18 protein-coding genes are annotated in these 25,654 nt (G+C 72.7%); 14 read left to right on the forward strand and 4 right to left on the reverse strand.

Translation table 11 applies throughout. From position 1 onward, the window contains the following. The first annotated feature begins 9 nt into the window (after window positions 1–9). Window positions 10–738, forward strand: a complete 729-nt coding sequence (locus ACZ66Z_RS21845; RefSeq protein WP_469936351.1) for a class III extradiol dioxygenase subunit B-like domain-containing protein — start codon at window positions 10–12, stop codon at window positions 736–738. Between the two features lie 93 nt (window positions 739–831). On the opposite strand, the gene ACZ66Z_RS21850 is transcribed toward ACZ66Z_RS21845, so the two are convergent. After that, window positions 832–1,104, reverse strand: a complete 273-nt coding sequence (locus ACZ66Z_RS21850) for an antitoxin (protein WP_469936353.1) — start codon at window positions 1,102–1,104, stop codon at window positions 832–834. Window positions 1,105–1,337: 233 nt separating this feature from the next. Here ACZ66Z_RS21850 and miaA point away from each other — a divergent pair, with 233 nt between their 5' ends. From miaA to hflX, 6 genes are all read left to right on the forward strand, one after another. Then, complete coding sequence (miaA, locus tag ACZ66Z_RS21855; protein ID WP_469936355.1) at window positions 1,338–2,276, forward strand: tRNA (adenosine(37)-N6)-dimethylallyltransferase MiaA; 939 nt, start codon at window positions 1,338–1,340, stop codon at window positions 2,274–2,276. 108 nt (window positions 2,277–2,384) lie between these two features. Continuing rightward, complete coding sequence (locus tag ACZ66Z_RS21860) at window positions 2,385–2,897, forward strand: hypothetical protein (RefSeq protein ID WP_469936605.1); 513 nt, start codon at window positions 2,385–2,387, stop codon at window positions 2,895–2,897. Window positions 2,898–3,021: 124 nt separating this feature from the next. Further along, on the forward strand, window positions 3,022–3,900 hold the full coding sequence (gene dapF, locus ACZ66Z_RS21865) for a diaminopimelate epimerase (protein ID WP_469936357.1): 879 nt from the start codon (window positions 3,022–3,024) through the stop codon (window positions 3,898–3,900). Between the two features lie 175 nt (window positions 3,901–4,075). Beyond that, a complete protein-coding gene (locus ACZ66Z_RS21870) occupies window positions 4,076–6,214 on the forward strand; it encodes a RelA/SpoT family protein (protein WP_469936359.1) in 2,139 nt (712 codons plus the stop codon). Between the two features lie 121 nt (window positions 6,215–6,335). Continuing rightward, window positions 6,336–7,826, forward strand: coding sequence for a M1 family metallopeptidase (locus ACZ66Z_RS21875; RefSeq protein WP_469936361.1), 1,491 nt, complete (start codon window positions 6,336–6,338; stop codon window positions 7,824–7,826). A 146-nt stretch (window positions 7,827–7,972) separates the two neighbouring features. Further along, window positions 7,973–9,466, forward strand: a complete 1,494-nt coding sequence (gene hflX, locus ACZ66Z_RS21880; RefSeq protein WP_469936362.1) for a GTPase HflX — start codon at window positions 7,973–7,975, stop codon at window positions 9,464–9,466. A gap of 98 nt (window positions 9,467–9,564) precedes the next feature. Here hflX and ACZ66Z_RS21885 read toward each other — a convergent pair whose 3' ends face one another. Together ACZ66Z_RS21885 and ACZ66Z_RS21890 are read right to left on the reverse strand one after the other, a co-directional pair. Further along, on the reverse strand, window positions 9,565–10,728 hold the full coding sequence (locus tag ACZ66Z_RS21885; protein ID WP_469936364.1) for a trypsin-like serine peptidase: 1,164 nt from the start codon (window positions 10,726–10,728) through the stop codon (window positions 9,565–9,567). Window positions 10,729–10,844: 116 nt separating this feature from the next. Beyond that, complete coding sequence (locus ACZ66Z_RS21890) at window positions 10,845–12,017, reverse strand: trypsin-like serine peptidase (RefSeq protein WP_469936366.1); 1,173 nt, start codon at window positions 12,015–12,017, stop codon at window positions 10,845–10,847. Window positions 12,018–12,345: 328 nt separating this feature from the next. Here ACZ66Z_RS21890 and ACZ66Z_RS21895 point away from each other — a divergent pair, with 328 nt between their 5' ends. From ACZ66Z_RS21895 to ACZ66Z_RS21915, 5 genes are read left to right on the forward strand one after another with little or no spacing between them, the layout of a single operon-like run. Continuing rightward, the gene (locus tag ACZ66Z_RS21895; RefSeq protein WP_469936368.1) at window positions 12,346–13,791 is read left to right on the forward strand and encodes a diaminobutyrate--2-oxoglutarate transaminase family protein; all 1,446 of its coding nucleotides are present in this window, start codon (window positions 12,346–12,348) and stop codon (window positions 13,789–13,791) included. A 38-nt stretch (window positions 13,792–13,829) separates the two neighbouring features. Next, entirely contained in the window at window positions 13,830–16,052 is a 2,223-nt protein-coding gene (locus ACZ66Z_RS21900; RefSeq protein ID WP_469936369.1) for an IucA/IucC family protein, read from the forward strand. 60 nt (window positions 16,053–16,112) lie between these two features. Further along, window positions 16,113–16,769: a GNAT family N-acetyltransferase gene (locus tag ACZ66Z_RS21905; RefSeq protein WP_469936371.1), complete on the forward strand. Its 657-nt coding sequence runs from the start codon at window positions 16,113–16,115 to the stop codon at window positions 16,767–16,769. A 60-nt stretch (window positions 16,770–16,829) separates the two neighbouring features. Then, window positions 16,830–18,674, forward strand: coding sequence for an IucA/IucC family protein (locus ACZ66Z_RS21910; protein ID WP_469936373.1), 1,845 nt, complete (start codon window positions 16,830–16,832; stop codon window positions 18,672–18,674). A gap of 37 nt (window positions 18,675–18,711) precedes the next feature. Next, window positions 18,712–20,685 (forward strand): ATP-dependent DNA helicase, encoded by a 1,974-nt coding sequence (locus ACZ66Z_RS21915; RefSeq protein ID WP_469936375.1) that lies wholly within the window; start codon window positions 18,712–18,714, stop codon window positions 20,683–20,685. A 73-nt stretch (window positions 20,686–20,758) separates the two neighbouring features. On the opposite strand, the gene lexA is transcribed toward ACZ66Z_RS21915, so the two are convergent. Then, on the reverse strand, window positions 20,759–21,547 hold the full coding sequence (gene lexA / locus ACZ66Z_RS21920; RefSeq protein WP_053648539.1) for a transcriptional repressor LexA: 789 nt from the start codon (window positions 21,545–21,547) through the stop codon (window positions 20,759–20,761). 436 nt (window positions 21,548–21,983) lie between these two features. Here lexA and nrdR point away from each other — a divergent pair, with 436 nt between their 5' ends. Then, window positions 21,984–22,493 carry a transcriptional regulator NrdR gene (gene nrdR / locus ACZ66Z_RS21925; protein ID WP_030325324.1) on the forward strand — a complete coding sequence of 170 codons (510 nt, stop codon included), beginning with the start codon at window positions 21,984–21,986 and terminating at the stop codon, window positions 22,491–22,493. Between the two features lie 173 nt (window positions 22,494–22,666). Continuing rightward, entirely contained in the window at window positions 22,667–25,579 is a 2,913-nt protein-coding gene (locus ACZ66Z_RS21930) for a vitamin B12-dependent ribonucleotide reductase (protein ID WP_469936377.1), read from the forward strand. The last annotated feature ends 75 nt before the right edge of the window (window positions 25,580–25,654 follow it).

The following is a 25,654-nucleotide window of genomic DNA, read 5'->3' on the forward strand; positions in this document are numbered from 1 at the left end:
CTGCGGATCATGCTTGTCGCCGCAGCCGTCTGCCCCAGTCCCCCCCTCCTCGTCCCCGACGTCGCGACCGGCGCCGCCCCCGAGTTGGACGCCGCGCGTGCGGCGTGCGCGGATGCCGTCGGGCTGCTCGCCGCCGCCCGCCCCGACCGGCTGTACGTCGTCGGACCCGCGGACGAGGGCGCGCACGGCGGCTACCCGGCCGGCGCGACGGGTTCCTTCGCCGGCTTCGGCGTCGACCTCTCCGTACGACTCGGCGCAGAATCACCCCAGGCCCAGGCCCAGCCTCAGGACGACCGCCCCCTGCCCCCCTCCCTCGCCGTCGGCGCCTGGCTCCTGGCCCGCGCCGGCTGGGCCGACGCGCCGATCGAGGGCCTGGGCGTGGCCGCCTCGACAACGGCGGACGTCTGCGCCGGAACCGGTCGGGAGCTCGCCGCCTCCGCCGAACGCGTCGCCCTCCTCGTACTGGGCGACGGCAGTGCCTGCCGGACCGTGAAGGCACCCGGCTACCTGGACGAGCGGGCCGCGGGCTTCGACGCGGAGGCGGCCCGGGCGCTGGGGACGGCCGACGCGGCGGCGCTGCTCGCGCTGGACGCCGGGCTCGCGTCCGAGCTGAAGGCGGCCGGCCGCGCCTCCTGGCAGGTCCTGGCGGGCGCCGCCGAGGGCGCCGGGCTCGACGGCCGACTGCTCTTCGAGGACGCCCCGTACGGCGTGGGGTACTTCGTCGCGGCCTGGTCCTGAGGGACGGCGGGGAGGGCGGGGACGCCGGGGACGGAAACGGCGGACGGCCGCGGAGCGCGATGCTCCGCGGCCGTCCGCCGTGCGGAGGGACCGTCAGACGGTCGGCGGAGGCGGCGGCGTCGGCGTCGTCGCGCCACCGTCCCCGGGCGTGCCGTCGTCCTTGTGACCGATCCGGTCGATGGCGCCCTTCGCCTTGTCCGTACCGGTGTGGATCTTGTCGCTGTACTTGCCCTTGGTCTTCTCGTCCACCAGCTTCGCGGCCTTGTCCAGGCCGTGGTCGATCTTCTCGCCGTGCTGCTGCGCGAGGTCGGCGACCTTGTCCTTGGCCGGGGCGAGCTTGGCCTTCAGCGAATCCAGGAGACCCATGGGGCACCTTCCCTCCGCGGGCCTCTGGGGCCCGTGTTCCGTGACGTGCGTTCCGCGTCCTGCTTCTTCTGTGCGTCCTTCTGCGAACCCTTCAGCTGAAAGGTTGCAAAAACGGCCATACCCACTCCACAGAGTACTCGGACGGTGGGGATGTCGTGGTCGGCGACGGCCGGAACCCGGGGTGATCCACGGTCGGACCCCGTCCCGGGCGGGAGGTTTGCGAGACTGGGACGGTGAGAAGCGCAGCTCCCGCCCCGCGGGTCATCGCCGTCGTCGGCCCCACGGCAGCCGGAAAGTCCGATCTGGGTGTATTCCTGGCCCAACGGCTCGGCGGCGAGGTCGTCAACGCCGACTCGATGCAGCTCTACCGGGGGATGGACATCGGGACCGCCAAGCTGACGCCGGAGGAGCGCGGCGGCGTCCCGCACCACCTCCTCGACATCTGGGACGTGACCGAGGCCGCCAGCGTCGCCGAGTACCAGCGCCTCGCGCGCGCCGAGATCGACCGCCTGCTCGCCGCCGGCCGCACCCCGGTCCTCGTCGGCGGTTCCGGACTGTACGTACGGGGGGCCGTCGACGCCCTCGAGTTCCCCGGCACCGACCCCGCCGTCCGGGCCCGTCTGGAGGCCGAGTTGGAGGAGCGCGGCTCCGGCGTCCTGCACGCCCGGCTCGCCGCGGCGGACCCCGGGGCGGCCCGCGCGATCCTGCCCAGCAACGGACGCCGCATCGTCCGGGCCCTGGAGGTGATCGAGATCACCGGCAAGCCCTTCACCGCCAACCTGCCGGGCCCGGACTCCGTCTACGACACCGTCCAGATCGGCGTCGACGTGGCCCGCCCCGAGCTCGACGAACGGATCGCCACGCGCGTGGACCGCATGTGGGAGGCCGGTCTCGTCGACGAGGTGCGCGCGCTGGAGGCGCGGGGGCTGCGCGAGGGACGCACGGCGGCCCGCGCCCTGGGCTACCAGCAGGTCCTCGCGGCGCTCGCGGGGGAGTGCTCCGAGGACGAGGCGCGCGCGGAGACCGTGCGGGCCACGAAGCGCTTCGCGCGCCGCCAGGACTCGTGGTTCCGCCGCGACCCGCGGGTGCACTGGCTCAGCGGAGCCGCCGATCACCGCGGGGAACTCCCGCGGGAGGCGCTCTCGTTGCTCGAACGAGCGGTTACAGCCTGATCACGTGATGGCATCGGGACGCACTGCCCGTCATTTCGGCGGTCATGAGCGTGCCATCATCGAGCATCGATCGACCAAGTGGAGTCCGAGTGGGGAGGGCGCGTGGCGATGGAGGCCGGCCCTCGCGACAGAGAACAGCACGAGGCGGCCCTGGGTGACCCGACGGCGGATCCGTCGGGCGACACGCCGGGCCGTCCGACGGACGACACCTCCGTCGGGACCCCGGGGCTGACCCCGGACGGGCCCGACGACGCCGTGGGCACCGCCGTCGAGGTCGACGCCGACGAGGTCGAGGTCGAGCTGCGCCCCCAGCGCCGGCTGCGGATCTGGCAGCTCGCCCCGATCGTGGGCCTGGCCGCCGTCGGCTCGCTGATGTTCGCCTTCCCGCTCGCCTTCGGCTCGGGGGACGGCGGCGCCGTCGTCGCCATGCTCGGCCTCCTCATCAGCTCCTGCGCGGCGGGCTGGGGCATGATGGCCGCCCGCAAGGTCGGCTACACCTGGCCGGGACTCCCGCAGCGCGGTTCGGGCGAGCGCCCGGACTGGCGCGTCCTCGCCCTGTACGTGTCGACGATCGCGGCCCTGGTCGCCCTCGCGGTCTGGCGCGTGGCCCGGCTGCGCTGAGCCTCCGGCGCGGTCCCGTGCGGAACGGGGCCCGGGCCGGGGGAGACCCGGGCGCGCCCGGGGCCGGGGGCCGTCCCGTGGACGGGACGGCGGTCCGTCGGACCCGCCCCGTACAGTTGATCGCGTGACCAGCACGCAGACCTCGCCGATCCCCTTCCTCAAGGGCCACGGCACCGAGAACGACTTCGTGATCGTCCCCGACGCGGAGAACGCCGTCGACCTGCCTCCCGCCCTCGTGGCGCGCCTCTGCGACCGGCGGGCCGGCATCGGGGGCGACGGAGTGCTGCACGTGGTGCGCAGCGCCGCCCACCCCGACGCGCGCCACCTGGCCGACGAGGCCGAGTGGTTCATGGACTACCGCAACGCCGACGGCTCCGTCGCCGAGATGTGCGGGAACGGCGTCCGGGTCTTCGCCCGCTACCTGGAGCACGCGGGGCACGTCACCGCGGGCCAGGTCGCGGTCGCCACCCGGGGCGGCGTCAAGCACGTCCACCTGGACAAGGACGGCTCCGTCACCGTCGCCATGGGCCGCGCGGTCCTCCCCGAGGCCGGGGTCACCGTCACCGTCGACGGCCGCAGCTGGCCCGCGCGCAACGTGAACATGGGCAACCCGCACGCGATCGCCTTCGTCGAGGACCTCGCCCACGCGGGGACCCTGTACGACGAGCCGCCGTACGAGCCCGCCGAGGTCTACCCGGACGGGGTGAACATCGAGTTCGTCGCCGACCGCGGCCCCCGCCACGTCGCCATGCGGGTCCACGAGCGCGGCGCGTCCGAGACCCGCTCCTGCGGCACCGGCGCCTGCGCCGTCGCCGTCGCCACCGCCCGCCGGGACGGCGTCGACCCCGCCGAGAGCGGCACCCCCGTCACGTACACCGTCGACGTGCTCGGCGGGACCCTGGTCATCACCGAGCACCCCGACGGCCGGATCGACATGACGGGACCCGCGGTCATCGTCGCCGAGGGCACCGTCGATCCGACGTGGCTGGGCCCGACGGCGTGATCGCGCGCGACGGAATCGAAACTGTCAACGACTGATCTGTCGCTCGAATGGGTGATCCGTTTCACGCTGGGCGAGAGCGTGACTGCGCCGCGTGGTGGGGTCGGTAGCATCAAGCACCGGCCCCCCGGGCACGCCTGGCCCGCCCACCGCCGGTCGACGTTGCCGGAGGTGCCCCATGAGCGCAGAGGCCACCAACCCCGAGGCCGCCCCCACCGACGTGACCGTCCGCAGACGCGGACGCGCCCGGATCGACCTGCGCCGCCTCGGCCGCACCGCCCTGCTGAACGCCACCGCGGGGCCGGCGCCCCGTGACCGACTGCCCGACGCCATCGGCCATGTGGCGGAGGCGCACCGGGCCCACCACCCCGAGGCCGACCTGACGGTCCTCGGCCGGGCGTACGTCCTCGCCGAGTCCTCGCACCGCGGCCAGTTCCGCAAGAGCGGCGAGCCGTACATCACCCACCCGCTCGCGGTCACCCTCATCCTCGCCGAACTCGGCGCGGAGACCACCACCCTGACCGCCTCCCTCCTCCACGACACCGTCGAGGACACCGAGGTGACGCTCGATCAGGTGCGCCACGAGTTCGGCGACGAGGTCGCCTACCTCGTCGACGGCGTCACCAAGGTCGAGAAGATCGACTACGGCGCCGCCGCCGAGCCCGAGACCTTCCGCAAGATGCTCGTCGCCACCGGCAGCGACGTCCGGGTCATGTCGATCAAGCTCGCCGACCGCCTCCACAACATGCGCACCCTCGGCGTGATGCGCCCCGAGAAACAGGCCAGGATCGCCAAGGTCACCCGGGACGTCCTCATCCCGCTCGCCGAGCGGCTCGGCGTCCAGGCCCTCAAGACCGAGCTGGAGGACCTGGTCTTCGCGATCCTCCACCCCGAGGAGTACGAGACCACCCGCGCACTCGTCGCGGACCACCCCGACGCCGCCGACGCGCTCGACGCCGTCGCCGAACAGGTCGCCGCCGTCCTGCGCGAGGCGGACATCGGCGCCGAGGTCCTCGTCCGCCCCCGCCACTTCGTCTCCGTCCACCGGGTCCGCCTCAAGCGCGGCGAACTGCGGGGCTGCGACTTCGGGCGGCTCCTCGTCCTCGTCGCCGAGGACGCCGACTGCTACGCGGTCCTCGGCGAGCTCCACACCTGTTTCACCCCGGTGATCTCCGAGTTCAAGGACTTCATCGCCGCCCCCAAGTTCAACCTGTACCAGTCCCTGCACACCGCGGTCGCGGCCCCCGACGGAGCCGTCGCCGAGGTCCTCATCCGGACCCACCGGATGCACACGGTCGCCGAGGCCGGGGTCGTCGCCCTCGGCAACCCCCACGTGGGCCAGGAACCGGACGGCCCCCTCCAGGGACCGGAAGACGGCGAACGCGTCGACCCCACCCGCCCCGGCTGGCTCTCCCGGCTCCTCGACTGGCAGCAGTCCGCCCCCGACCCCGACACCTTCTGGACCTCGCTCCGCGCCGACCTCGCCGAGGACGACGAGATCACCGTCTTCCACGCCGACGGCAGCGCCCCCGGCACGATCAGCCTGCCCGCCGGCGCCAGCTGCGTCGACGCCGCGTACGCCCAGCACGGCGAGGACGCCCACGCCTGCCTCGGCGCCCGCGTCAACGGCCGCCTCGCACCGCTGAGCACCGTCCTCGGCGACGGCGACACCGTGCAGCTGCTGCTCGCCCGCGACGCCGTCTCCGGGCCGTCCCCCGCGTGGCTGGACCACGCCCGCACCCCCGCCGCCCGGATCGCGATCACCGGCTGGCTCCAGGCCCACCCCGAGAGCGCCGCGCCCCCCGCCCCCACCGAGCCCCGCCCGCAGGTCAACGTCCCCGCCGACCGCCGCTCCGGCGCCGAACTCCACGCCGACCTCGACGGCGAGCCGGCCGCAGCCGTCCGGCCGGCGGGCTGCTGCACCCCCGTACCGCCCGACGAGATCACCGGCTTCCGGGTCCGCGGCGGATCGGTCACCGTGCACCGCGCCCGCTGCTCGGCCGCCGACACCATGCGCGGCCTCGGGCGCGAGCCCGTCACCGTCCGCTGGGGCGACACCGCCCGGGGCAGGGTCACCCTCGTCGCCGAGTCCTTCGGGCGGCCCGGGCTGCTCGCCGACCTCACCGAGGCCATCGCCGCCTTCGGCGCCGCCGTCGTCTCGGCGAACGTCGAACCGCCCACCGAGCAGCGCGTCCGCCACACCTACACCCTCCAGCTCCCCGACGCGGCCGGTCTCGCCGCCCTCATGAAAGCCATGCGGGACGTACCCGGGGTGTACGACGTCAGCCGCGCCCGCCGCTCGCGCGGCCCGAGCTGACGACCCCCTTCGGGTGGCCCGAGCCGACGACCCCCTTCGGGTGGCCGGTGCGCGCGCCGCCCCGGTGCGCGGCGGCGGCCCTGGTAGCCGTAGGGCCATTCCTCCGGAAAGGCCCTGGCCCATGCCGCTCGTCCGAACGTCCCTGCCCCGCGCGCGGTGGCTCCGCTCCGCCGTCCTGGTCGCCGCCTCGGCCGGGCTCGTCGCCGCCGCGCTGCCCGCCCCCGCGCCGCTCGGCATCGGGGACCCGCTCTTCCCGCACCTCGGCAACCCCGGCTACGACGTCCTCGCCTACACGCTCGACCTCACCTATCCGGGGGTGAACACGAAGCCCCTCACCGCCGTCACCCGGATCGACGCGCGCGCCACCGAGGACCTGGAGCGGGTCAACCTCGACTTCACCCACGGCACGGTCTCCGCCGTCACCGTCGACGGCCTGCCCGCCGAGTACGCCACCAGCGGCGAGGACCTGGTCGTCACCCCCCTCGTCCCGATCGACGCGGGCGAGGAGGTCGAGATCACCGTCACCCACACCAGCGACCCCACCGGCCCCGCCGCCACCGGCGGCTGGGTCCGCACCAGCGACGGCCTCGCCATGGCCAACCAGGCCGACGCCGCCCACCGGGTCTTCCCCTCCAACGACCACCCCTCCGACAAGGCCCGGTTCACCTTCCGGGTGACCGCCCCCAGCGGGCTCACCGTCGTCGCCAACGGACTCCCCGCGGGCCGCGTCGACCACGGCGCCACCACCACCTGGACGTACCGCACCCGGCACCCCATGGCCACGGAGCTCGCCCAGGTCTCCATCGGCCGCTCCACCGTCGTCCACCGCGCGGGCCCCCACGGGCTGCCCGTACGGGACGTCGTGGCCACCGCCGACCGGCAGCTCATGGAGCCTTGGCTGCGCCGCACCCCCGGCCACCTGGAGTGGATGGAGCGGCAGGTCGGCCCGTACCCCTTCGAGACGTACGGCGTGCTCGTCGCCGACGCGGACACCGGCTTCGAGCTGGAGACCCAGACCCTCTCGCTCTTCGAACGCGGACTCTTCACCGAGCCCGCCTACCCCGAGTGGTACGTCGACTCCGTCATGGTCCACGAGCTGGCGCACCAGTGGTTCGGCGACAGCGTCTCTCCCCGGTCCTGGTCCGACCTGTGGCTCAACGAGGGACACGCCAGCTGGTACGAGGCGCTGTACGCCGAGGAGACCGCCGACAAGCCCCTGGAGCGGCGCATGAAGGCCGCCTACGCGGCCTCCGACGGCTGGAGGGCCGCCGGAGGCCCGCCGGCCGCCCCGGAACCCCCCTCGCCCGGCCACAAGATCAGCCTCTTCCGGCCCGTCGTCTACGACGGCAGCGCCCTCGTCCTCTACGCGCTCCGCCGGACGATCGGCACCGAGGCCTTCCGGACCCTGGAGCGCCGCTGGGTCGCCGAGCACCGGGACGGCACCGCCACCACCGCCGACTTCGTCGCGCTGGCCGGCGAGGTCGCCGGCCGGGACCTCACCGCCTTCTTCCACGGCTGGCTGTACGAGGCGAGGACCCCGGCGATGCCCGGGCACCCGGACTGGCGCAGCCGCCCCGCCGAGGCCGGGAGGACCGCGCCGAAACCCGGGTGACGGGCCCGGCGGGGCCGTGACACCATCGTCGGGTCGGCGACGCGGCCGGATCCTCCGGCCGACGCGGCCGGGCCCGGGAATCTTCCGGCGCCCGCAGGCGTTGTGACCGGCACAGACACACATCTCCTCATCGACGTAAGGACCCAATGACCTCCTCTTCTTCCCCTTCCCAGGACGAGCAGAGCTTCGCGGAGACGAGCCGTACCGAGAGCCTTCGGGCCGATGCCCTGATGGAAGAGGACGTCGCCTGGAGCCACGAGATCGACGGAGAGCGGGACGGCGACCAGTTCGACCGCTCCGAGCGTGCGGCCCTGCGCCGCGTCGCGGGCCTCTCCACCGAGCTCGAGGACGTCACCGAGGTCGAGTACCGCCAGCTGCGCCTGGAGCGCGTCGTGCTGGTCGGTGTCTGGACCTCCGGGACGGTGCAGGACGCGGAGAACTCCCTCGCGGAGCTCGCGGCCCTCGCCGAGACGGCCGGCGCCCTCGTGCTCGACGGCGTGATCCAGCGCCGCGACAAGCCGGACCCGGCCACCTTCATCGGCTCGGGCAAGGCCCGCGAGCTGCGCGACATCGTGCTCGAGACCGGCGCCGACACCGTCGTCTGCGACGGCGAGCTCAGCCCCGGCCAGCTCATCGCCCTCGAAGACGTCGTCAAGGTGAAGGTGGTCGACCGGACCGCCCTCATCCTCGACATCTTCGCCCAGCACGCCAAGTCCCGAGAGGGCAAGGCGCAGGTCGCGCTCGCGCAGATGCAGTACATGCTGCCGCGGCTGCGGGGCTGGGGTCAGTCGCTCTCCCGTCAGATGGGTGGCGGCGGCGGTGGCGGCATGGCCACCCGCGGCCCCGGTGAGACCAAGATCGAGACGGACCGGCGCCGCATCCGCGAGAAGATGGCGAAGATGCGCCGGGAGATCGCGGAGATGAAGACCGGCCGCGACATCAAGCGGCAGGAGCGCCGCCGGAACAAGGTGCCGTCGGTCGCCATCGCCGGATACACCAACGCCGGGAAGTCCTCCCTGCTCAACCGCCTGACCGGCGCGGGCGTCCTCGTGGAGAACGCCCTGTTCGCCACCCTCGACCCGACCGTCCGCCGGGCCGAGACGCCCACCGGCCGGGTCTACACCCTGGCCGACACCGTGGGCTTCGTCCGGCACCTGCCGCACCACCTGGTCGAGGCGTTCCGCTCCACCATGGAGGAGGTCGCCGAGTCCGACCTCATCCTGCACGTGGTGGACGGCTCGCACCCCGCCCCGGAGGAGCAGCTGGCCGCCGTGCGCGAGGTCTTCCGCGACGTCGGCGCGGTGAACGTGCCGGAGATCGTCGTCGTCAACAAGGCCGACGCGGCCGATCCGCTGACCCTCCAGCGCCTGCTGCGGATGGAGAAGCACTCCATCCTGGTCTCGGCCCGTTCGGGCCAGGGCATGGACGAGCTGCTCGCGCTCATCGACCGCGAGCTGCCGCGCCCGGAGGTCGGGCTGGAGGCCCTCGTGCCGTACACCCAGGGCGGGCTCGTCTCGCGGGTGCACGCCGAGGGCGAGGTGGAGTCCGAGGAGCACACCCCGGAGGGCACCCTCATCAAGGCCCGGGTGCACGAGGAACTGGCGGCGCTGCTCGCGCCGTACGTCCCCGCCGCGCACTGACGAGGACGAAGGCGTCGGCCCCTCCCGAACGGGAGGGGCCGACGCCTTCTGCTTTTCAGCTGCTCTGCTTTTCGGCTGCTCAGCTGTTTCGGGGTGGGTCAGCGGGCGAACTTCTTGCTGACCGCCTCGTGGACGGCCTTGGCACCGCGGCCCAGCTGCGGTCCGGCCAGCCAGCCGTTGCTGCCGGCCGGGCCGATCGAGGTGTTCGACACGAGCGCCGTCCTGCCGTTCGGCAGCACGCGGAACCAGCCGCCGCCCGAGGAACCGGCGGTCATCGTGCAGCCGATCCGGTACATGGTCGGCGTGGCCGGGGCCGTGGTGAGGCGCGTCGGCCGGGTGAGGCACTTGTGCATGATCACGCCGTTGTACGGCGCCGCCCCCGGGTAGCCCCAGGCGCCCACCGTGCCGGACTGCGCGGCCGTCGGCGCGGAGAAGTCGACGGGCAGGGCGGCACCGACGGTCTCCTCCAGGGACTTCCCGCCGCGCTCGGGCCGCACGTGCAGCACGGCGTAGTCGTACGGCCAGGCCTGGTTGGTGCCGCCCGCGTTGATCCACTCGCCCGAGGTCACGACCCAGTCGGCCCAGAACTGACCGTACGGGTACACCTCGTGCGGCTGCGCGTTCTGCAGCGCGGCGGGGGACTTGCCCAGGTCGTTGAAGGCCGGGACGAAGGCGATGTTGCGGTACCAGCCGCCCCTCTTGCCCGCGTGGACGCAGTGGCCGGCCGTCCAGACCAGGTTCGACTTCCCCGGGCGGCGCGGGTCCTTCACGATGGTGCCGGAGCAGGCCATGTGGCCCTCGGGCGCGTCGAAGAAGATCTTGCCGACCGGGGCCGCGTGGGCGTGGTACGGCGTCTTCTCGCGCTGCGCCTTGACGGGCCGGGGCGTCGGATCGGTGCCGCCGGTGCCGGCCTGCGCGGCGATCGTCTGGTCCGGGCTCTTCGCCGACTGCATGCGCGGCAGGTCCCAGAGCCCGTCGATCACCGGGTTGACGAAGTCCTCGGCCTCACGGAGCCAGGTGTCCCTGTCCCAGTTCTTCCACTCGCCCTGCTTCCACTTGTCCGGGTCGACGCCGTGCTTCCTGAGCTTGTCGGCGAGGTCCTCGGTGAGGCCGGCGTCGCCGCCGTCGGCGGGCGCGGAGGTGCTCGCTCCGGCGGTCGGCTTGCCGTCGGCCGGGGTCTCGGTGGGGCCGCAGGCCGTGGCGGTCAGCGCGAGCGCGCCGGCCAGGCCGAGGGCGGCGGGTAGGAGTCGTACGGAACGCATGAATGTATTCCCCGTTGGTATTGCCATGGACGTGTCATGAGCGGTGCACAGTATGCCGGTCGGACCGGACGCGAGGAGGCGGGGCCCCCGGGACCCCGCCTCCGCACCCGCCGTGCCTACTGGCCGGCGTACTTCTTGCTGACCCCTTCGAAGACGGCCTTGGCCTCGGGACCGAAGCGCGGACCCGCGAGCCAGCCGGCCGTCGACGGGCCGATCGAGGTGTTCGACACCAGCGCCGGCTTGCCGTCGCGGCCCTTGGCGACCCAGCCGCCGCCGGACGAACCACCGGTCATCGAGCAGCCGATCCGGTACATCGTCGGCTGCTCCGCCTTCAGGGACAGCCGGCCCGGCTTGTCCTGGCACTGGAACGCCTTCTGACCGTCGAACGGCGGCGCCGCCGGGTAGCCGGTCGCCGTCATGGCCGCGATCTTCGGCACGGCGGGGGCGTTGAACTCCACCGGGAGCGCCGAACCGACCGTCTCCTCCAGCGACTTGCCCGAGGAGCCCTTCTCCGGGGTCACCTTGATGACCGCGAAGTCGTAGGGAGCGCCGGCACCGCCGGTGGACGCGCCCTCGGCGATCCACTGGTCGGAGGTCTTGACCCAGTCCGCCCACCACACGCCGTACGGGGCGATCTGCTCCCGCGTCGCCTTCTCCAGCGCGGAGGTCTCCATCGCCGCGTCGTTGTACGAGGGCACGAAGGCGATGTTGCGGTACCAGCCGCCCTTCTTGCCCTTGTGCACGCAGTGACCGGCCGTCCAGACCAGGTTGGACTCGCCCGGGTGCGCGGGGTCCTTCACCACGGTGGCCGAGCAGACCATCGAGCCCTCGGGGCCGTCGAAGAAGACCTTGCCGGACTCGGGGGCGCCGTCGTGGTACTTCGCCGCCACGGCCTTGGCCCGCACCGGCACCGGCGTCGGGTCGGTGACGCCCTCGTCGCCCGAGATGTCCTCCTCCTCGACCGGCTTGTCCGGGCGCTCGGCCTCGCGCATCCGGTCCGGGTTCCAGAGGTCCTCGATGATCGGGTTGACGAAGTCCTTGGCCTCACGCAGCCACTTGTCGCGGTCCCAGTTCTTCCACTCGCCGTCGCGCCACTTGTCGGGGTCGATCCCGTGTTCCTTCAGGCGGTCCCTCAGGTCCCCCGGAATCCTTATCTTGGACGGGTCCAGGCTCGCGGGCGCGGCGGGCTTGTCCCCCGCGTTCTCCTCGCTCGGACCGCAGGCCGTGACGGTGAGCGTCAGCGCCGCGACGGCGGAAGCCGCCGTCAGCAGCGGACGAATCGATCGCATCTGGTGATCCCCCTGGGACTACGTCAACGTGTGCAATGTGTGCGTGGGCGAACAGCGGCCGGCCCTCGCGGACACGACCGACCGCCCCCACTATGCCGGTGCCGGAGGGGACGGTACGCGCCCCGTCGGCGGTTCCGGACCCCGCCCGGCCGTTGCCGTGCCGTGATCCGGGACACGCCAAGTTCCTTCCCTCCGGCCCGTGATCCCGGGCAGTCCCCGTCGTTGGTACGTGCGGGGGACACGACGTCGGCGTTGCGGGCGGCCTTTGCGGCGGCTTCGTGACGCCCCGATGTGCAACGCAACTGTTACAGCGGGAGGACACCGAGCCGTGGCCGTGACCGAACCAGCTCCGGCCGTCCCACCGGCCGCGCGCACGCAGAGCCGGCCGACGGACCGAAGGGGCGAGTACGAGGGCATCCTGCGCCGCCAGTCCCAGCGCGAGTCCGCCGCACGCACCTACGCCCGCTCCCTGCCGATCGTCCCCGTGCGGGCCCGGGGACTGACCATCGAGGGCGCCGACGGCCGCCGTTACCTCGACTGTCTGTCCGGCGCCGGGACGCTCGCCCTCGGCCACAACCACCCCGTGGTCCTGGAGGCCATCAGGAGGGTCCTCGACTCGGGCGCGCCCCTCCACGTCCTGGACCTCGCCACCCCCCTCAAGGACGCCTTCACCTCCGAACTGTTCGCCACCCTCCCCGGCGCGCTCGCCGACGACGCCCGCATCCAGTTCTGCGGCCCCGCGGGCACGGACGCGGTCGAGGCGGCCCTGAAACTCGTCCGGACCGCCACCGGCCGGAGCGGGCTCCTCGCCTTCACCGGCGCCTACCACGGCATGACGGCCGGAGCCCTCGACGCCTCCGGCGGCGCGACCGACGTCCGCGTCTCCCGGCTCCCCTACCCGCAGCAGTACCGCTGTCCCTTCGGCGTCGGCGGCGAACGCGGCGCCGAACTCGCCGCCCGTTGGACCGAGAGCCTCCTCGACGACCCCAAGAGCGGCGTCACCACCCCCGCCGGAATGATCGTCGAGGCCGTCCAGGGCGAGGGCGGGGTCATCCCCGCCCCCGACGACTGGATGCGTCGGATGCGCCGGATCACCGCCGACCGCTCCATCCCCCTGGTCGTCGACGAGGTCCAGACCGGGGTCGGCCGCACCGGCGCCTTCTGGGCCGTCGAGCACAGCGGCGTCGTGCCCGACGTGATGGTCCTCTCCAAGGCCATCGGCGGCTCCCTCCCCCTCGCGGTCATCGTCTACAGGTCGGAACTCGACGCCTGGGAACCGGGCGCCCACGCCGGCACCTTCCGCGGCAACCAGCTCGCCATGGCCGCCGGCACGGCCACCCTCGCGTACGTCCGCGAGAACAAGCTCGCCGAACGGGCCGGCACCCTCGGCGCCCGGATCCTCGACCGGCTCCGGGGCCTCGCCTCCGCCCACCCCTGCGTCGGCGACGTCCGCGGCCGGGGCCTGATGATCGGGGTCGAACTCGTCGACCCCGACGCGGCCGGACCGGACGATTCCGTCCCGCCCCCCGCCCCCGCGCTGGCCCTCGCCGTCCAGCAGGAGTGCCTCGCCCGCGGACTCATCGTCGAACTCGGCGGCCGCCACTCCGCCGTGATCCGGCTCCTGCCCCCGCTCACCCTCACCGACGAGCAGGCCACCGCCGTCCTGGACCGCTTCGCCGACGCCCTGGCCGCGGCCGAACGGGCCCGCGCCCCCCACCCGCACGCCTCCCCCCGGGCCACAGCCCCCCGGAACGCCTCCGGCCCGTCCCACTGAACCGGACCGCCCCGGCCCCCACCCCCAAGGAAGCCCCCGTGAACGCCACCCCCGCCTCCCCGTCCCCCACCACCGACCGCCTCCACCCCACCGCCCCCCACCCGGAGCCGTCACGCCGCGCGGAGGCCCTCCGCGCGCAGGCCACGCACGGGGAGGCCATCCACGGGGAGGCCCCCCGCACGGAGGGCACCCGCCCCGAGGTCCCCTACACGGCGGCCATGCACGGGGAGGCCCCCCACGCGGGGACCACCCAGGCGGAGACCACCCACGCGGGGTCTCCCCAGGCAGGTACCACCCAGGCGGCGACTCCTCACATGGCGGCTCTTCACGCGGAGGCCGCCCGCTCCGAGGTCGCCCCTTCCGAGGCCGCCCGCTCCGAGGTCTCCCGCGCGGAGTGCCTCCGCTCCGAGGCCTCCCGCGTCGAGCGTCGGAGCGTCCAGGGACGGGAGTCCGGGTCGGATCCGGTCGGCTGCGACGAGCCCACCGTCCCGCGTCAGCACACCGGGCCGTACGACCCCCGGCCCCTTCGCCCGGCCACCGCCCCCGACCCGCTGGACGATCCCGACCCGCGGCGTGCCGCCGACGCCGCCGCCATCGAGAACCTCCTCCGCTGCTGGGTCCGGGAGAAGAATCTGCCGGCCCCCGGATCCACCACCCTGCGCATCCCCCTCGACGCCAGCGGCACCGCCCTCCTCGTCCCCGTCCGCTACTGGTCGCCCACCGGCTGGCACCGCTTCGGCGCCCCCGCCCTCGAAGGACTCCCGGCCTCGGTGCCGGCCGCCGACGCCGTCACGGTGGCCGCCCTGCTCAGCCGGGAGACGGGCCGCTCCGAGAGCACCGACCTCGTCGGCCGCGTCGCCGATTCCGCCCGCCGCACCGCCGACTTCCTCACCGAGCGCCGCCGCAGGCCCGCGCCGCACCCGGACGCCGACCTCTTCCTCGCCGCCGAGCAGTCCCTGCTGCTCGGCCACCCCCTCCACCCCACCCCCAAGAGCCGCGAAGGACTCTCCGAGGCCGAGGGCCGGCTCTACTCACCCGAACTGCACGGTTCCTTCCCCCTCCACTGGTTCGCCGTCGACCCCACCGTCCTCGCCGTCGACTCCGCCTGGACCGAACAGGGCCGACCCGTCTCCGCCGAACGGCTCGCCTCCGGACTCGCCGAAGGCCTCACACTCCCCGCCGGTACCACCCCCCTGCCGCTGCACCCCTGGCAGGCGCGCGAACTCCTGCACCGCTCCGACGTCCGCGCCCTCCTGGACGCGGGCCTCCTCCACGACCTGGGCCCCCACGGCACCCCCTGGCACCCCACCTCCTCCGTCCGCACCGTGCACCGCCCCGGCGCCCGGGCCATGCTCAAGCTCTCCCTCGGCCTGCGCATCACCAACTCCCGCCGCGAGAACCTCCGCAAGGAACTCCACCGAGGCGTCGAGGTCCACCGGCTGCTCCGCACCGGCCTCGTCGACGAGTGGCAGGCCGCCCACCCGGGCTTCGACATCGTCCGCGACCCCGCCTGGCTCGCCGTCGACGCCCCGGACGGCACCCCCGTCCCCGGCCTCGACGTCATGGTCCGCCACAACCCCTTCGGCCCCGGCGACGACGCCGTCTGCATCGCCTCCCTCACGGCCCCCCGCCCCTGGCCCGGAGCCACCACCATGCGCTCCCGGCTCGCCGACGTCATCGGACGGCTCTCCGCCCGCACCGGCCGCCCCACGACCGCCGTCGCCACCGAGTGGTTCCTCCGCTACCTCGACCAGGTCGTCCGCCCCGTCCTCTGGCTCGACGGCCACGCCGGCATCGCCCTGGAGGCCCACCAGCAGAACACCCTGGTGCTCCTGGACCCGGACGGCTGGCCGATCGGCGGCCGCTACCGCGACAACCAGGGCTACTACTTCCGCGAGTCCCACCGGGGCGAGCTGGAGAGCCGCCTCCCCGGCATCGGCGACGACAGCGACACCTTCGTCTCCGACCAGGTCACCGACGAGCGCTTCGCCTACTACCTCGGCATCAACAACGTCCTCGGTCTCATCGGCGCGTTCGGCGCCCAGCACCTCGCCGACGAACGCGTCCTGCTCGCCGCCTTCCGGAGCTTCCTCACCTCCGCCATCAGCCTCGGTTCCCCCCTTCCGCACCGGCTCCTGGAAGCCGCGACCCTGCGCAGCAAGGCCAACCTCCTCACCCGTCTGCACGGCCTGGACGAGCTCGTCGGGCCCGTCGACACCCAGTCCGTCTACGTCACCGTCACCAACCCCCTCCGTGCCTGAAACCGTGCCGGCGCCGTCCCGCGCCCGCCCCGACCGCACCGCCGAGAGGAGAGCGACACCGTGTCACCCACCCGCCCACCGGTCGACCCACCGGGGGACGACACCCTGGACCTCAGGGTCGACGACCTCGTCGCCCTCCTCGACGGCGACCTGCTCGACTCCGTCGCCGCCTGGGGGCCCGCCGACACCCGCGTCGGCTCCTTCCGGCTCGCACCCGTGCGACTCGAACGGGATCTGCCACTGCTCGCCCGATGGATGAACGACCCCGCCGTCGCCGCCTTCTGGGAGCTCGCCGGCGACGACACCGTCACCGCCGAACACGTCCGCGCCCAGCTCGAGGGCGACGGCCGGAGCGTCCCCTGCCTCGGCGTCCTCGACGGCACGCCCATGAGCTACTTCGAGATCTACCGCGCCGACCTCGACCCGCTCGCCCGCTACTACCCGGCGCTTCCCCACGACACGGGCGTCCATCTGCTGATCGGAGGCACCACCGACCGGGGCCGTGGCGTCGGCACCACGCTGCTGCGCGCCGTCGCCGATCTGGTCCTCGACCACCGCCCCCGCTGCACCCGCGTCGTCGCCGAACCCGACATCCGCAACACCCCCTCCGTCTCCGCGTTCCTCAGCGGCGGCTTCCGCTACGCGGCGGAAGTCGACCTACCCGACAAAAGAGCCGCGCTCATGATCCGTGACCGGGCCCTTCGTCACGTCCTGTGAACCACCCCTCTCTCACCCGCGCCGCCCGACCCACAGCGGCGCCCACCTCGAGGAGTCCCCGTGTCGACATCCCCTGCGCCTCACGACTCCGCACCACCCACTCCCGCCGTCCCGGCTCCCAGGAAGAGCCCCGTCCCGGAGACCGAACTGCTCGCGCCCCCCGAGCTGAACGCCGCCGCCTGGACACGGGCGTCCTCCCGCCTCCTCGCCAAGGCCCTCTCCGAGTTCGCCTACGAGGAGATCATCGAACCCCAGCCCACCGACGACGGTGAACCCGACCGCCACGCGCTCCGGCTCGACGACGGCACCACGCTCACCTTCCGCGCCCGCCGCGGCGCCTACGGCGGCTGGCACGTCGCCGCCGGCTCGATCACCCACGAGGGCCGGCCCCTCACCGACCCCTTCGACTTCCTGGTCCGCGCCCGCCACCTCCTCCGACTCGACGGCGCCACCCTCGGCCACCTGATCCGCGAACTCTCCTCCACCCTCGCCGCCGACGCCCGCCTCGACCACACGGCCCTCACCGCCGACCGGCTCGCCGAGCTGTCCTACGCGGAACTCGAAGGCCATCAGACCGGCCATCCCTGGCTCGTCCTCAACAAGGGACGCATAGGCTTCTCCGCCACCGACGCCGCCCGCTGGGCCCCCGAGGCGCGCCGCGCGACCCGGCTGCCGTGGATCGCCGTCAGCAACCGCCTCGCCGCCTACCGGGGCGTGGCGGGCCTGGAGACCCCCGACCGCCTCTACGCCCGGGAACTCGACCCCGACGTCCACGAAGCCTTCCGGGCCGCCCTGACCGCCCGTGGTCACGATCCCGACGGTTACCTCCTGCTGCCCGTCCACCCCTGGCAGTGGGACGAGGTCCTGCTCCCGCTCTACGCCCCGGCCATCGCCGCCGGGACCGTCGTCCCGCTCCCCGCCGACGGCGACCTCCGGCTGCCGCAGCAGTCCGTCCGCACCTTCCTCAACACCAGCCGCCCCGACCGGCACACCGTCAAGCTGCCCCTGTCGGTGCTCAACACCCTCGTCTGGCGAGGGCTGCCCACCGAGCGGACCCTCGCCGCGCCCGCCGTGACCGCCTGGGTCCACGGTCTGCGCGCAACCGATCCGTTCCTGCGGGACGAGTGCGGAGTGATCCTCCTCGGCGAGGTCGCCTCCGTCACGGTCGAACACCCGCTGTACGACCGGCTTCCCGAAGTCCCGTACCAGTACAAGGAACTGCTCGGCGCGATCTGGCGCGAACCGCTGAGGCTGCCCCCGGGCGAACGGGCCCGCACCCTCGCCTCGCTCCTCCACACCGACCCGGAAGGCCGGGCGTTCGTCGCCGAGCTCGTCGAGCGCTCCGGGCTCGCTCCCGCGATCTGGCTCCAGCACCTCTTCACCGCTCTGCTCCCTCCGCTGCTGCATTTCCTCTACCGGTACGGCACGGTCTTCTCGCCCCACGGCGAGAACGCGATCGTCGTGTACGACGGCGGCGACGTCCCCGTCCGTCTGGCGATCAAGGACTTCGTCGACGATGTGAACATCAGTGCCCAGCCGCTACCCGAGCACGCCACCCTCCCGGATGATGTCCGCGACGTGCTGTTGACGGAGGAGCCCGGATTCCTGACCCAGTTCATCCATTCGGGGCTCTTCGTCGGCGTCTTCCGCTACCTGGCGCCACTCTGCGAGGAACAACTGGGCGTGCCCGAGGAGGACTTCTGGGGCCTCATCCGCGCCGAGATCCTGCGGTACCAGGCGCGCTTCCCCGAGCTGAAGGAACGGTTCGAGCTCTTCGATCTCCTGACCCCGCGGATCGAGCGGCTCTGCCTCAACCGCAACCGTCTGCACCTGGACGGCTACCGGGACCGGCCCGACCGCCCGCACGCGGCCGTCCACGGGAGCGCCCCCAATCCACTCGCGTGACCCGGCTGTCAGTCCCGCCCCGTAGGGTGGGAGCGCTATGACGAAGCCATCCCTCCCCGACCTCCTCCACGCCGCCGTCTCCGCCGTCGGCGGCACGGAGCGGCCCGGCCAGGTCACCATGGCCGAGGCCGTGGCCGAGGCCATCGACGACAACTCCCACCTCCTCGTCCAGGCCGGCACCGGCACCGGCAAGTCGCTCGGCTACCTCGTGCCGGCGCTGGCCCAGGGCGAGCGGGTGGTGGTGGCCACGGCCACGCTGGCGCTCCAGCGCCAGCTCGTCGAGCGCGACCTTCCCCGGACGGTCGAGGCGCTGCACCCGCAGCTTCGTCGCCGGCCGCAGTTCGCCATGCTCAAGGGCCGGTCGAACTACCTCTGCCTGCACCGGCTCCACGAGGGCGTCCCGCAGGACGAGGAGGACGGCCTCTTCGACCCCTTCGAGGCGGCCGCGCCCAGCAGCAAGCTGGGCCAGGACCTGCTGCGGCTGCGGGACTGGTCGGACGAGACGGAGACCGGCGACCGGGACGACCTGACGCCCGGTGTCTCCGACAAGGCCTGGGCCCAGGTCTCGGTCTCCTCCCGGGAGTGCCTCGGCGCGAGCAAGTGCGCGTACGGGCCGGAGTGCTTCGCCGAGGCGGCCCGCGAGCGCGCCAAGCTCGCGGACGTCGTCGTCACCAACCACGCCCTGCTCGCCATCGACGCCATCGAGGGCGCCCCGGTGCTCCCCCAGCACGAGGTGCTGATCGTCGACGAGGCCCATGAGCTGGTGTCCCGGGTCACGGGCGTCGCCACCGGAGAGCTCACCCCGGGCCAGGTCAACCGTGCCGTGCGCCGGGCCGCGAAGCTCGTGGACGAGAAGGCGGCCGACCAGCTGCAGACCGCGGCGGAGGGCTTCGAGCGGGTCATGGAGCTGGCGCTGCCGGGCCGCCTGGAGGAGATCCCGGAGGACCTGGCGTACGCGTTGATGGCGCTGCGGGACGCGGCCCGCGCCGTGATCACCGCCCTGGGCAACACCCGGGACCGGGCCGTGCAGGACGAGGACGCGGTCCGCAAGCAGGCCATGGCCTCGGTGGAGACCGTGCACGGCGTGGCGGAGCGGATCACGCAGGGTTCCGAGTACGACGTCGTCTGGTACGAGCGGCACGACCGGTTCGGGGCCTCGCTGCGGGTCGCGCCGATGACGGTCTCCGGCCTGCTGCGGGAGAAGCTGTTCACCGAGCGGTCCGTGGTGCTCGCCTCGGCCACGCTCAAGCTCGGCGGCGACTTCAACGGGGTCGGGGCGTCGCTCGGCCTGGCCCCCGAGGGCACCAAGGGCGACGACCTGCCCGTCTGGAAGGGCATCGACGTCGGCTCCCCGTTCGACTATCCGAAGCAGGGCATCCTGTACGTCGCCAAGCACCTCTCGCGTCCCGCGCGCGACGGGGAGCGGGGCGACATGCTCGACGAGCTCACCGAGCTGATGCAGGCGGCCGGCGGGAGGACCCTCGGTCTCTTCTCCTCCATGCGTGCCGCGCAGCAGGCGGCGGAGGAGCTGCGGGCCCGGGTCCCGGAGCTGCCGATCCTGCTCCAGGGCGAGGACACGCTGGGCGAGCTGATCAAGAACTTCGCGGCCGACCCGAAGACCTGCCTCTTCGGCACGCTCTCGCTCTGGCAGGGCGTGGACGTTCCGGGCCCCAGCTGTCAGCTGGTCGTCATGGACAAGATCCCCTTCCCGCGCCCGGACGACCCGCTGATGAGCGCCCGGCAGAAGGCCGTGGAGGAAGCCGGCGGGAACGGCTTCATGGCGGTCGCGGCGACCCATGCGGCCCTGCTGATGGCCCAGGGCGCCGGTCGGCTGGTGCGGGCCACCGGCGACCGGGGCGTCGTGGCGGTCCTCGATCCCCGACTGGCCACCGCTCGTTACGGCAGCTATCTGAAGGCCTCGCTGCCCGATTTCTGGTACACGACGGACCGCAACCAGGTCCGGAAGTCGCTCGCGGCCATCGACGCCGCCTCGGAGACGGCGGTGGGCTGAGGAGTCAGGGCACGGCAGGGCCCCGGGACCGGCGCAGTGGGTCCCGGGGCCCGGTCAGAGCCGGCGGGGAGTGTCACACCCGCCGCAGCACCGCCACGACCTTGCCGAGGATGGTGGCCTCGTCGCCGGGGATGGGCTGGTACGCCGCGTTGTGCGGGAGCAACCAGACGTGGCCGTCCTCGCGCTTGAAGCGCTTGACGGTGGCCTCGCCGTCGAGCATCGCGGCGACGATGTCGCCGTTCTCCGCGACGGGCTGACGGCGGACGGTGACCCAGTCGCCGTCACAGATGGCGGCCTCGATCATCGAGTCGCCGACGACCTTCAGGACGAACAGTTCGCCGTCGCCGACCAGTTGGCGGGGGAGGGGGAACACGTCCTCGACGGACTCCTCGGCCAGGATCGGGCCGCCGGCCGCGATGCGGCCGACCAGCGGGACGTACGACGCGGCGGGCTTGCCGGTGGTGTCCGTGGGCTGGGTGCTCGGCTGGTCGGAGCCGCGGACCTCGTAGGCCCGGGGCCGGTGGGGGTCGCGGCGGAGGAACCCCTTGCGCTCCAGTGCCATGAGCTGGTGCGCCACCGAGGAGGTGCTGGAGAGGCCGACCGCCTGTCCGATCTCCCGCATCGACGGCGGGTAGCCGCGCCGCTGGACCGAGTCGCGGATGACCTCGATGACCCGGCGCTGCCGGTCGGTGAGGCCGGAGCTGTCGGCCCGGATGCCGGGAGGTCGCCCGGGAAGGGCGCGGGCGGGGCGCCCGGGCTCCTCGCCGTTCATGTTTACGTCACTCATGGCGTGCACCGCCTCGAGTCGGCCCTGGGAGCGGTCCTGGGCGGTGATGGTGGCACTGTCTGCGGTGGTGGTCACGTCGTCGGCCCCTCTCGAATGGTCTCCCTGGCTGGCACAACGGTAGTTGCTTTCGAAAGGTTGCGCCAAACACACGTTCGAGTGAAAATTCGCGGATTGTCTTACGCGCGTATGTGCGGGGGTGTATGGGCAGCGCCGCCGCCGTCCCGGATCGGGCGTTGCGGTAGCCTTCGCCGCTGGGTCGTGAGCGGTCGGTGCGCCGCCCCAGTGTCGCATCCGGAGGCGTGGATCCCCGGGAGCGCCCGCTTCGCGACACGCGGAGGGGGCGGAAACACCCCCAACCCTAGATCTAGTGGTTGGATGGCATCGACCGCCCAGGGGTAGTGGTCCCCGGTCTGCCGGGGGTGCCCGCATCACCTATGCTGGTGGTCGCTTCGCGGGGCCTTGACGGGCCGGGCGAGGCTCGTCAGTCGTGCCATGAGGAGGGTCGAAACCTATGCACTGCCCCTTCTGCAGGCACCCCGACAGCCGCGTCGTCGACAGTCGCACCACCGACGACGGGACGTCGATCCGACGCCGCCGCCAGTGCCCCGACTGCTCCCGTCGTTTCACGACGGTGGAGACGTGCTCGCTCATGGTGGTGAAGCGCTCGGGCGTCACCGAGCCCTTCAGCCGCACCAAGGTCATCTCCGGCGTGCGCAAGGCGTGCCAGGGGCGGCCGGTCACCGAGGACGCCCTCGCCAAGCTCGGCCAGCGGGTCGAGGAGGCGGTGCGCGCCACCGGGAGCGCCGAGCTGACCACCCACGACGTGGGCCTGGCCATCCTCGGCCCCTTGCAGGAGCTCGATCTCGTCGCCTACCTGCGTTTCGCGTCCGTGTACAAGGCTTTCGACAGCCTCGAAGACTTCGAGGCCGCCATCGCGGAACTCCGCGTGCGGCCTCCCGCCGAGAACCGCGGGACCGGCGCGACCCCCGAGGTCCCCGTTCCCGCCACCGCCGCCGACTGACCGGCGGTCCGGGCCGCTCGACGGCCCGGCGACCGGCCGCCGAGCGGCCCTGCAGACGTGCCCCGGGCGACCCCTGTGGTCCCTGTGGCAGCAGTACAGAACGACGTACAGAAGACGGTGCCCTGGGACTATCTGGGCGCCAAAGTGTGTTTTGCCCGTATATGGGAGGCGGCATGACAGAGACGGCGAGCGGCCCGGCACGTGGTTCCCGCACCAAGGGAGCCAAGTCGGCGAGCAAGGGCCTGCGCATCGAGCGCATCCACACCACCCCCGGCGTGCATCCGTACGACGAGGTGACGTGGGAGCGCCGTGACGTCGTCATGACCAACTGGCGCGACGGCTCGATCAACTTCGAGCAGCGCGGCGTGGAGTTCCCCGACTTCTGGTCGGTGAACGCGGTCAACATCGTCACCAGCAAGTACTTCCGCGGTGCGGTCGGCACCCCGCAGCGCGAGACCGGTCTCAAGCAGCTCATCGACCGGATCGTGAAGACGTACACGAAGGCCGGCGAGGACCACGGCTACTTCGCCTCGCCCGCCGACGCCGAGATCTTCGAGCACGAGCTGGCCTACGCCCTCCTGCACCAGATCTTCAGCTTCAACTCGCCGGTCTGGTTCAACGTCGGCACGCCCCAGCCCCAGCAGGTCTCCGCCTGCTTCATCCTGTCCGTCGACGACTCCATGGAGTCGATCCTCGACTGGTACAAGGAAGAGGGCATGATCTTCAAGGGCGGCTCCGGCGCCGGCCTGAACCTCTCCCGCATCCGCTCCTCCAAGGAGCTGCTCTCCTCCGGCGGCAACGCCTCCGGCCCGGTCTCCTTCATGCGCGGCGCCGACGCCTCCGCGGGAACCATCAAGTCGGGCGGCGCCACCCGCCGCGCGGCCAAGATGGTCATCCTCGACGTCGACCACCCCGACATCGAGGACTTCATCGAGACCAAGGTCAAGGAGGAGGAGAAGATCCGCGCCCTCCGCGACGCGGGCTTCGACATGGACCTGGGCGGCGACGACATCACGTCCGTCCAGTACCAGAACGCCAACAACTCGGTCCGCGTGAACGACGAGTTCATGAAGGCCGTCGAGTCCGGCGGGAAGTTCGGCCTGCGCGCCCGCATGACCGGCGAGGTCATCGAGGAGGTCGAGGCCAAGGCGCTCTTCCGCAAGATGGCCGAGGCCGCGTGGGCCTGTGCCGACCCGGGCATCCAGTACGACGACACGATCAACCACTGGCACACCTGCCCCGAGTCCGGCCGCATCAACGGCTCGAACCCGTGCAGCGAGTACATGCACCTGGACAACACGTCCTGCAACCTCGCCTCGCTGAACCTGATGAAGTTCCTCAAGGACGACGGCAAGGGCAACCAGTCCTTCGACGTCGAGCGCTTCGCCAAGGTCGTCGAGCTCGTCATCACCGCGATGGACATCTCCATCTGCTTCGCCGACTTCCCCACCCAGAAGATCGGCGAGAACACCCGCGCCTACCGCCAGCTCGGCATCGGCTACGCCAACCTCGGCGCCCTGCTGATGGCCACCGGCCACGCGTACGACTCCGACGGCGGCCGCGCCCTCGCCGGCGCCATCACCTCCCTGATGACCGGCACCTCGTACAAGCGCTCCGCCGAACTCGCCGCGGTCGTCGGCCCGTACGACGGCTACGCCCTCAACGCCGAGCCGCACCAGCGCGTCATGCGGCAGCACGCCGACGAGAACACCAAGGCCGTCCGCATGGACGACCTGGACTCGCCGATCTGGGCCGCCGCCACGGAGGCCTGGCAGGACGTCATCCGCCTCGGTGCCAAGAACGGCTTCCGCAACGCCCAGGCCTCGGTCATCGCCCCCACCGGCACCATCGGTCTCGCGATGTCCTGCGACACCACCGGTCTCGAGCCCGACCTCGCCCTGGTCAAGTTCAAGAAGCTCGTCGGCGGCGGCTCGATGCAGATCGTCAACGGCACGGTCCCGCAGGCCCTGCGCCGCCTGGGCTACCAGGAGGAGCAGATCGAGGCGATCGTCGCCCACATCGCCGAGCACGGCAATGTGATCGACGCCCCCGCCCTGAAGACCGAGCACTACGAGGTCTTCGACTGCGCCATGGGCGAGCGCTCCATCTCCGCGATGGGCCACGTCCGCATGATGGCCGCCATCCAGCCGTGGATCTCGGGCGCCCTCTCCAAGACCGTGAACCTGCCGGAGACGGCCACGGTCGAGGACGTCGAGGAGGTCTACTTCGAGGCCTGGAAGATGGGCGTCAAGGCGCTCGCGATCTACCGCGACAACTGCAAGGTCGGCCAGCCGCTCTCCGCCAAGAAGAAGGAGGACGAGAAGGCCGAGGTCACCGCGAAGTCCGAGGCGACGATCCGCGAGGCCGTCGAGAAGGTCGTCGAGTACCGCCCGGTCCGCAAGCGCCTCCCCAAGGGCCGCCCGGGGATCACCACCTCCTTCACCGTCGGTGGCGCCGAGGGCTACATGACCGCCAACTCCTATCCGGACGACGGTCTCGGCGAGGTCTTCCTGAAGATGTCCAAGCAGGGCTCCACCCTCGCCGGCATGATGGACGCCTTCTCCATCGCCGTCTCCGTCGGCCTGCAGTACGGCGTCCCGCTCGAGACCTACGTCTCGAAGTTCACCAACATGCGCTTCGAGCCGGCCGGCATGACGGACGACCCGGACGTGCGGATGGCGCAGTCGATCGTCGACTACATCTTCCGCCGCCTCGCGCTGGACTTCCTGCCCTTCGAGACCCGCTCCGCTCTGGGCATCCACTCGGCCGAGGAGCGCCAGCGCCACCTGGACACCGGCTCGTACGAGCAGCCCGACGACGAGGACGTCGACGTCGAGGCCCTCGCCCAGTCCGCGCCCCGCACCCCGGAGCTGAAGGCCGTCGCCGCCCCGGCCCCGGCCCCGGCCCCGGTGGCCAAGGCCGAGGTCCCGGCCCCGAAGCAGGCGCACACCTCGGCGGAGCTCGTCGAGATGCAGCTCGGCATCAGCGCCGACGCCCCGCTCTGCTTCTCCTGCGGCACGAAGATGCAGCGCGCCGGCTCCTGCTACATCTGCGAGGGCTGCGGCTCGACCAGCGGCTGCAGCTGACCCCGCCCCGGTGCGCTGAGGGGCGGAAGCCGCTGAGCGCACCGGATCGCCCGTGAGGGGGCGCCGACCACCGGT

It is taken from the genome of Streptomyces sp. NPDC107498 (genome assembly GCF_055582805.1).

Coding starts and splice junctions, on each gene's coding strand:
- ACZ66Z_RS21845 (WP_469936351.1), top strand. CDS start 10: ATGCTTGTCGCCGCAGCCGTCTGCCCCAGTCCCCCCCTCCTCGTCCCC.
- ACZ66Z_RS21850 (WP_469936353.1), bottom strand. CDS start 1,104: ATGGGTCTCCTGGATTCGCTGAAGGCCAAGCTCGCCCCGGCCAAGGAC.
- ACZ66Z_RS21860 (WP_469936605.1), top strand. CDS start 2,385: ATGGAGGCCGGCCCTCGCGACAGAGAACAGCACGAGGCGGCCCTGGGT.
- ACZ66Z_RS21870 (WP_469936359.1), top strand. CDS start 4,076: ATGAGCGCAGAGGCCACCAACCCCGAGGCCGCCCCCACCGACGTGACC.
- ACZ66Z_RS21875 (WP_469936361.1), top strand. CDS start 6,336: ATGCCGCTCGTCCGAACGTCCCTGCCCCGCGCGCGGTGGCTCCGCTCC.
- hflX (WP_469936362.1), top strand. CDS start 7,973: ATGACCTCCTCTTCTTCCCCTTCCCAGGACGAGCAGAGCTTCGCGGAG.
- ACZ66Z_RS21885 (WP_469936364.1), bottom strand. CDS start 10,728: ATGCGTTCCGTACGACTCCTACCCGCCGCCCTCGGCCTGGCCGGCGCG.
- ACZ66Z_RS21890 (WP_469936366.1), bottom strand. CDS start 12,017: ATGCGATCGATTCGTCCGCTGCTGACGGCGGCTTCCGCCGTCGCGGCG.
- ACZ66Z_RS21915 (WP_469936375.1), top strand. CDS start 18,712: ATGACGAAGCCATCCCTCCCCGACCTCCTCCACGCCGCCGTCTCCGCC.
- nrdR (WP_030325324.1), top strand. CDS start 21,984: ATGCACTGCCCCTTCTGCAGGCACCCCGACAGCCGCGTCGTCGACAGT.
- ACZ66Z_RS21930 (WP_469936377.1), top strand. CDS start 22,667: ATGACAGAGACGGCGAGCGGCCCGGCACGTGGTTCCCGCACCAAGGGA.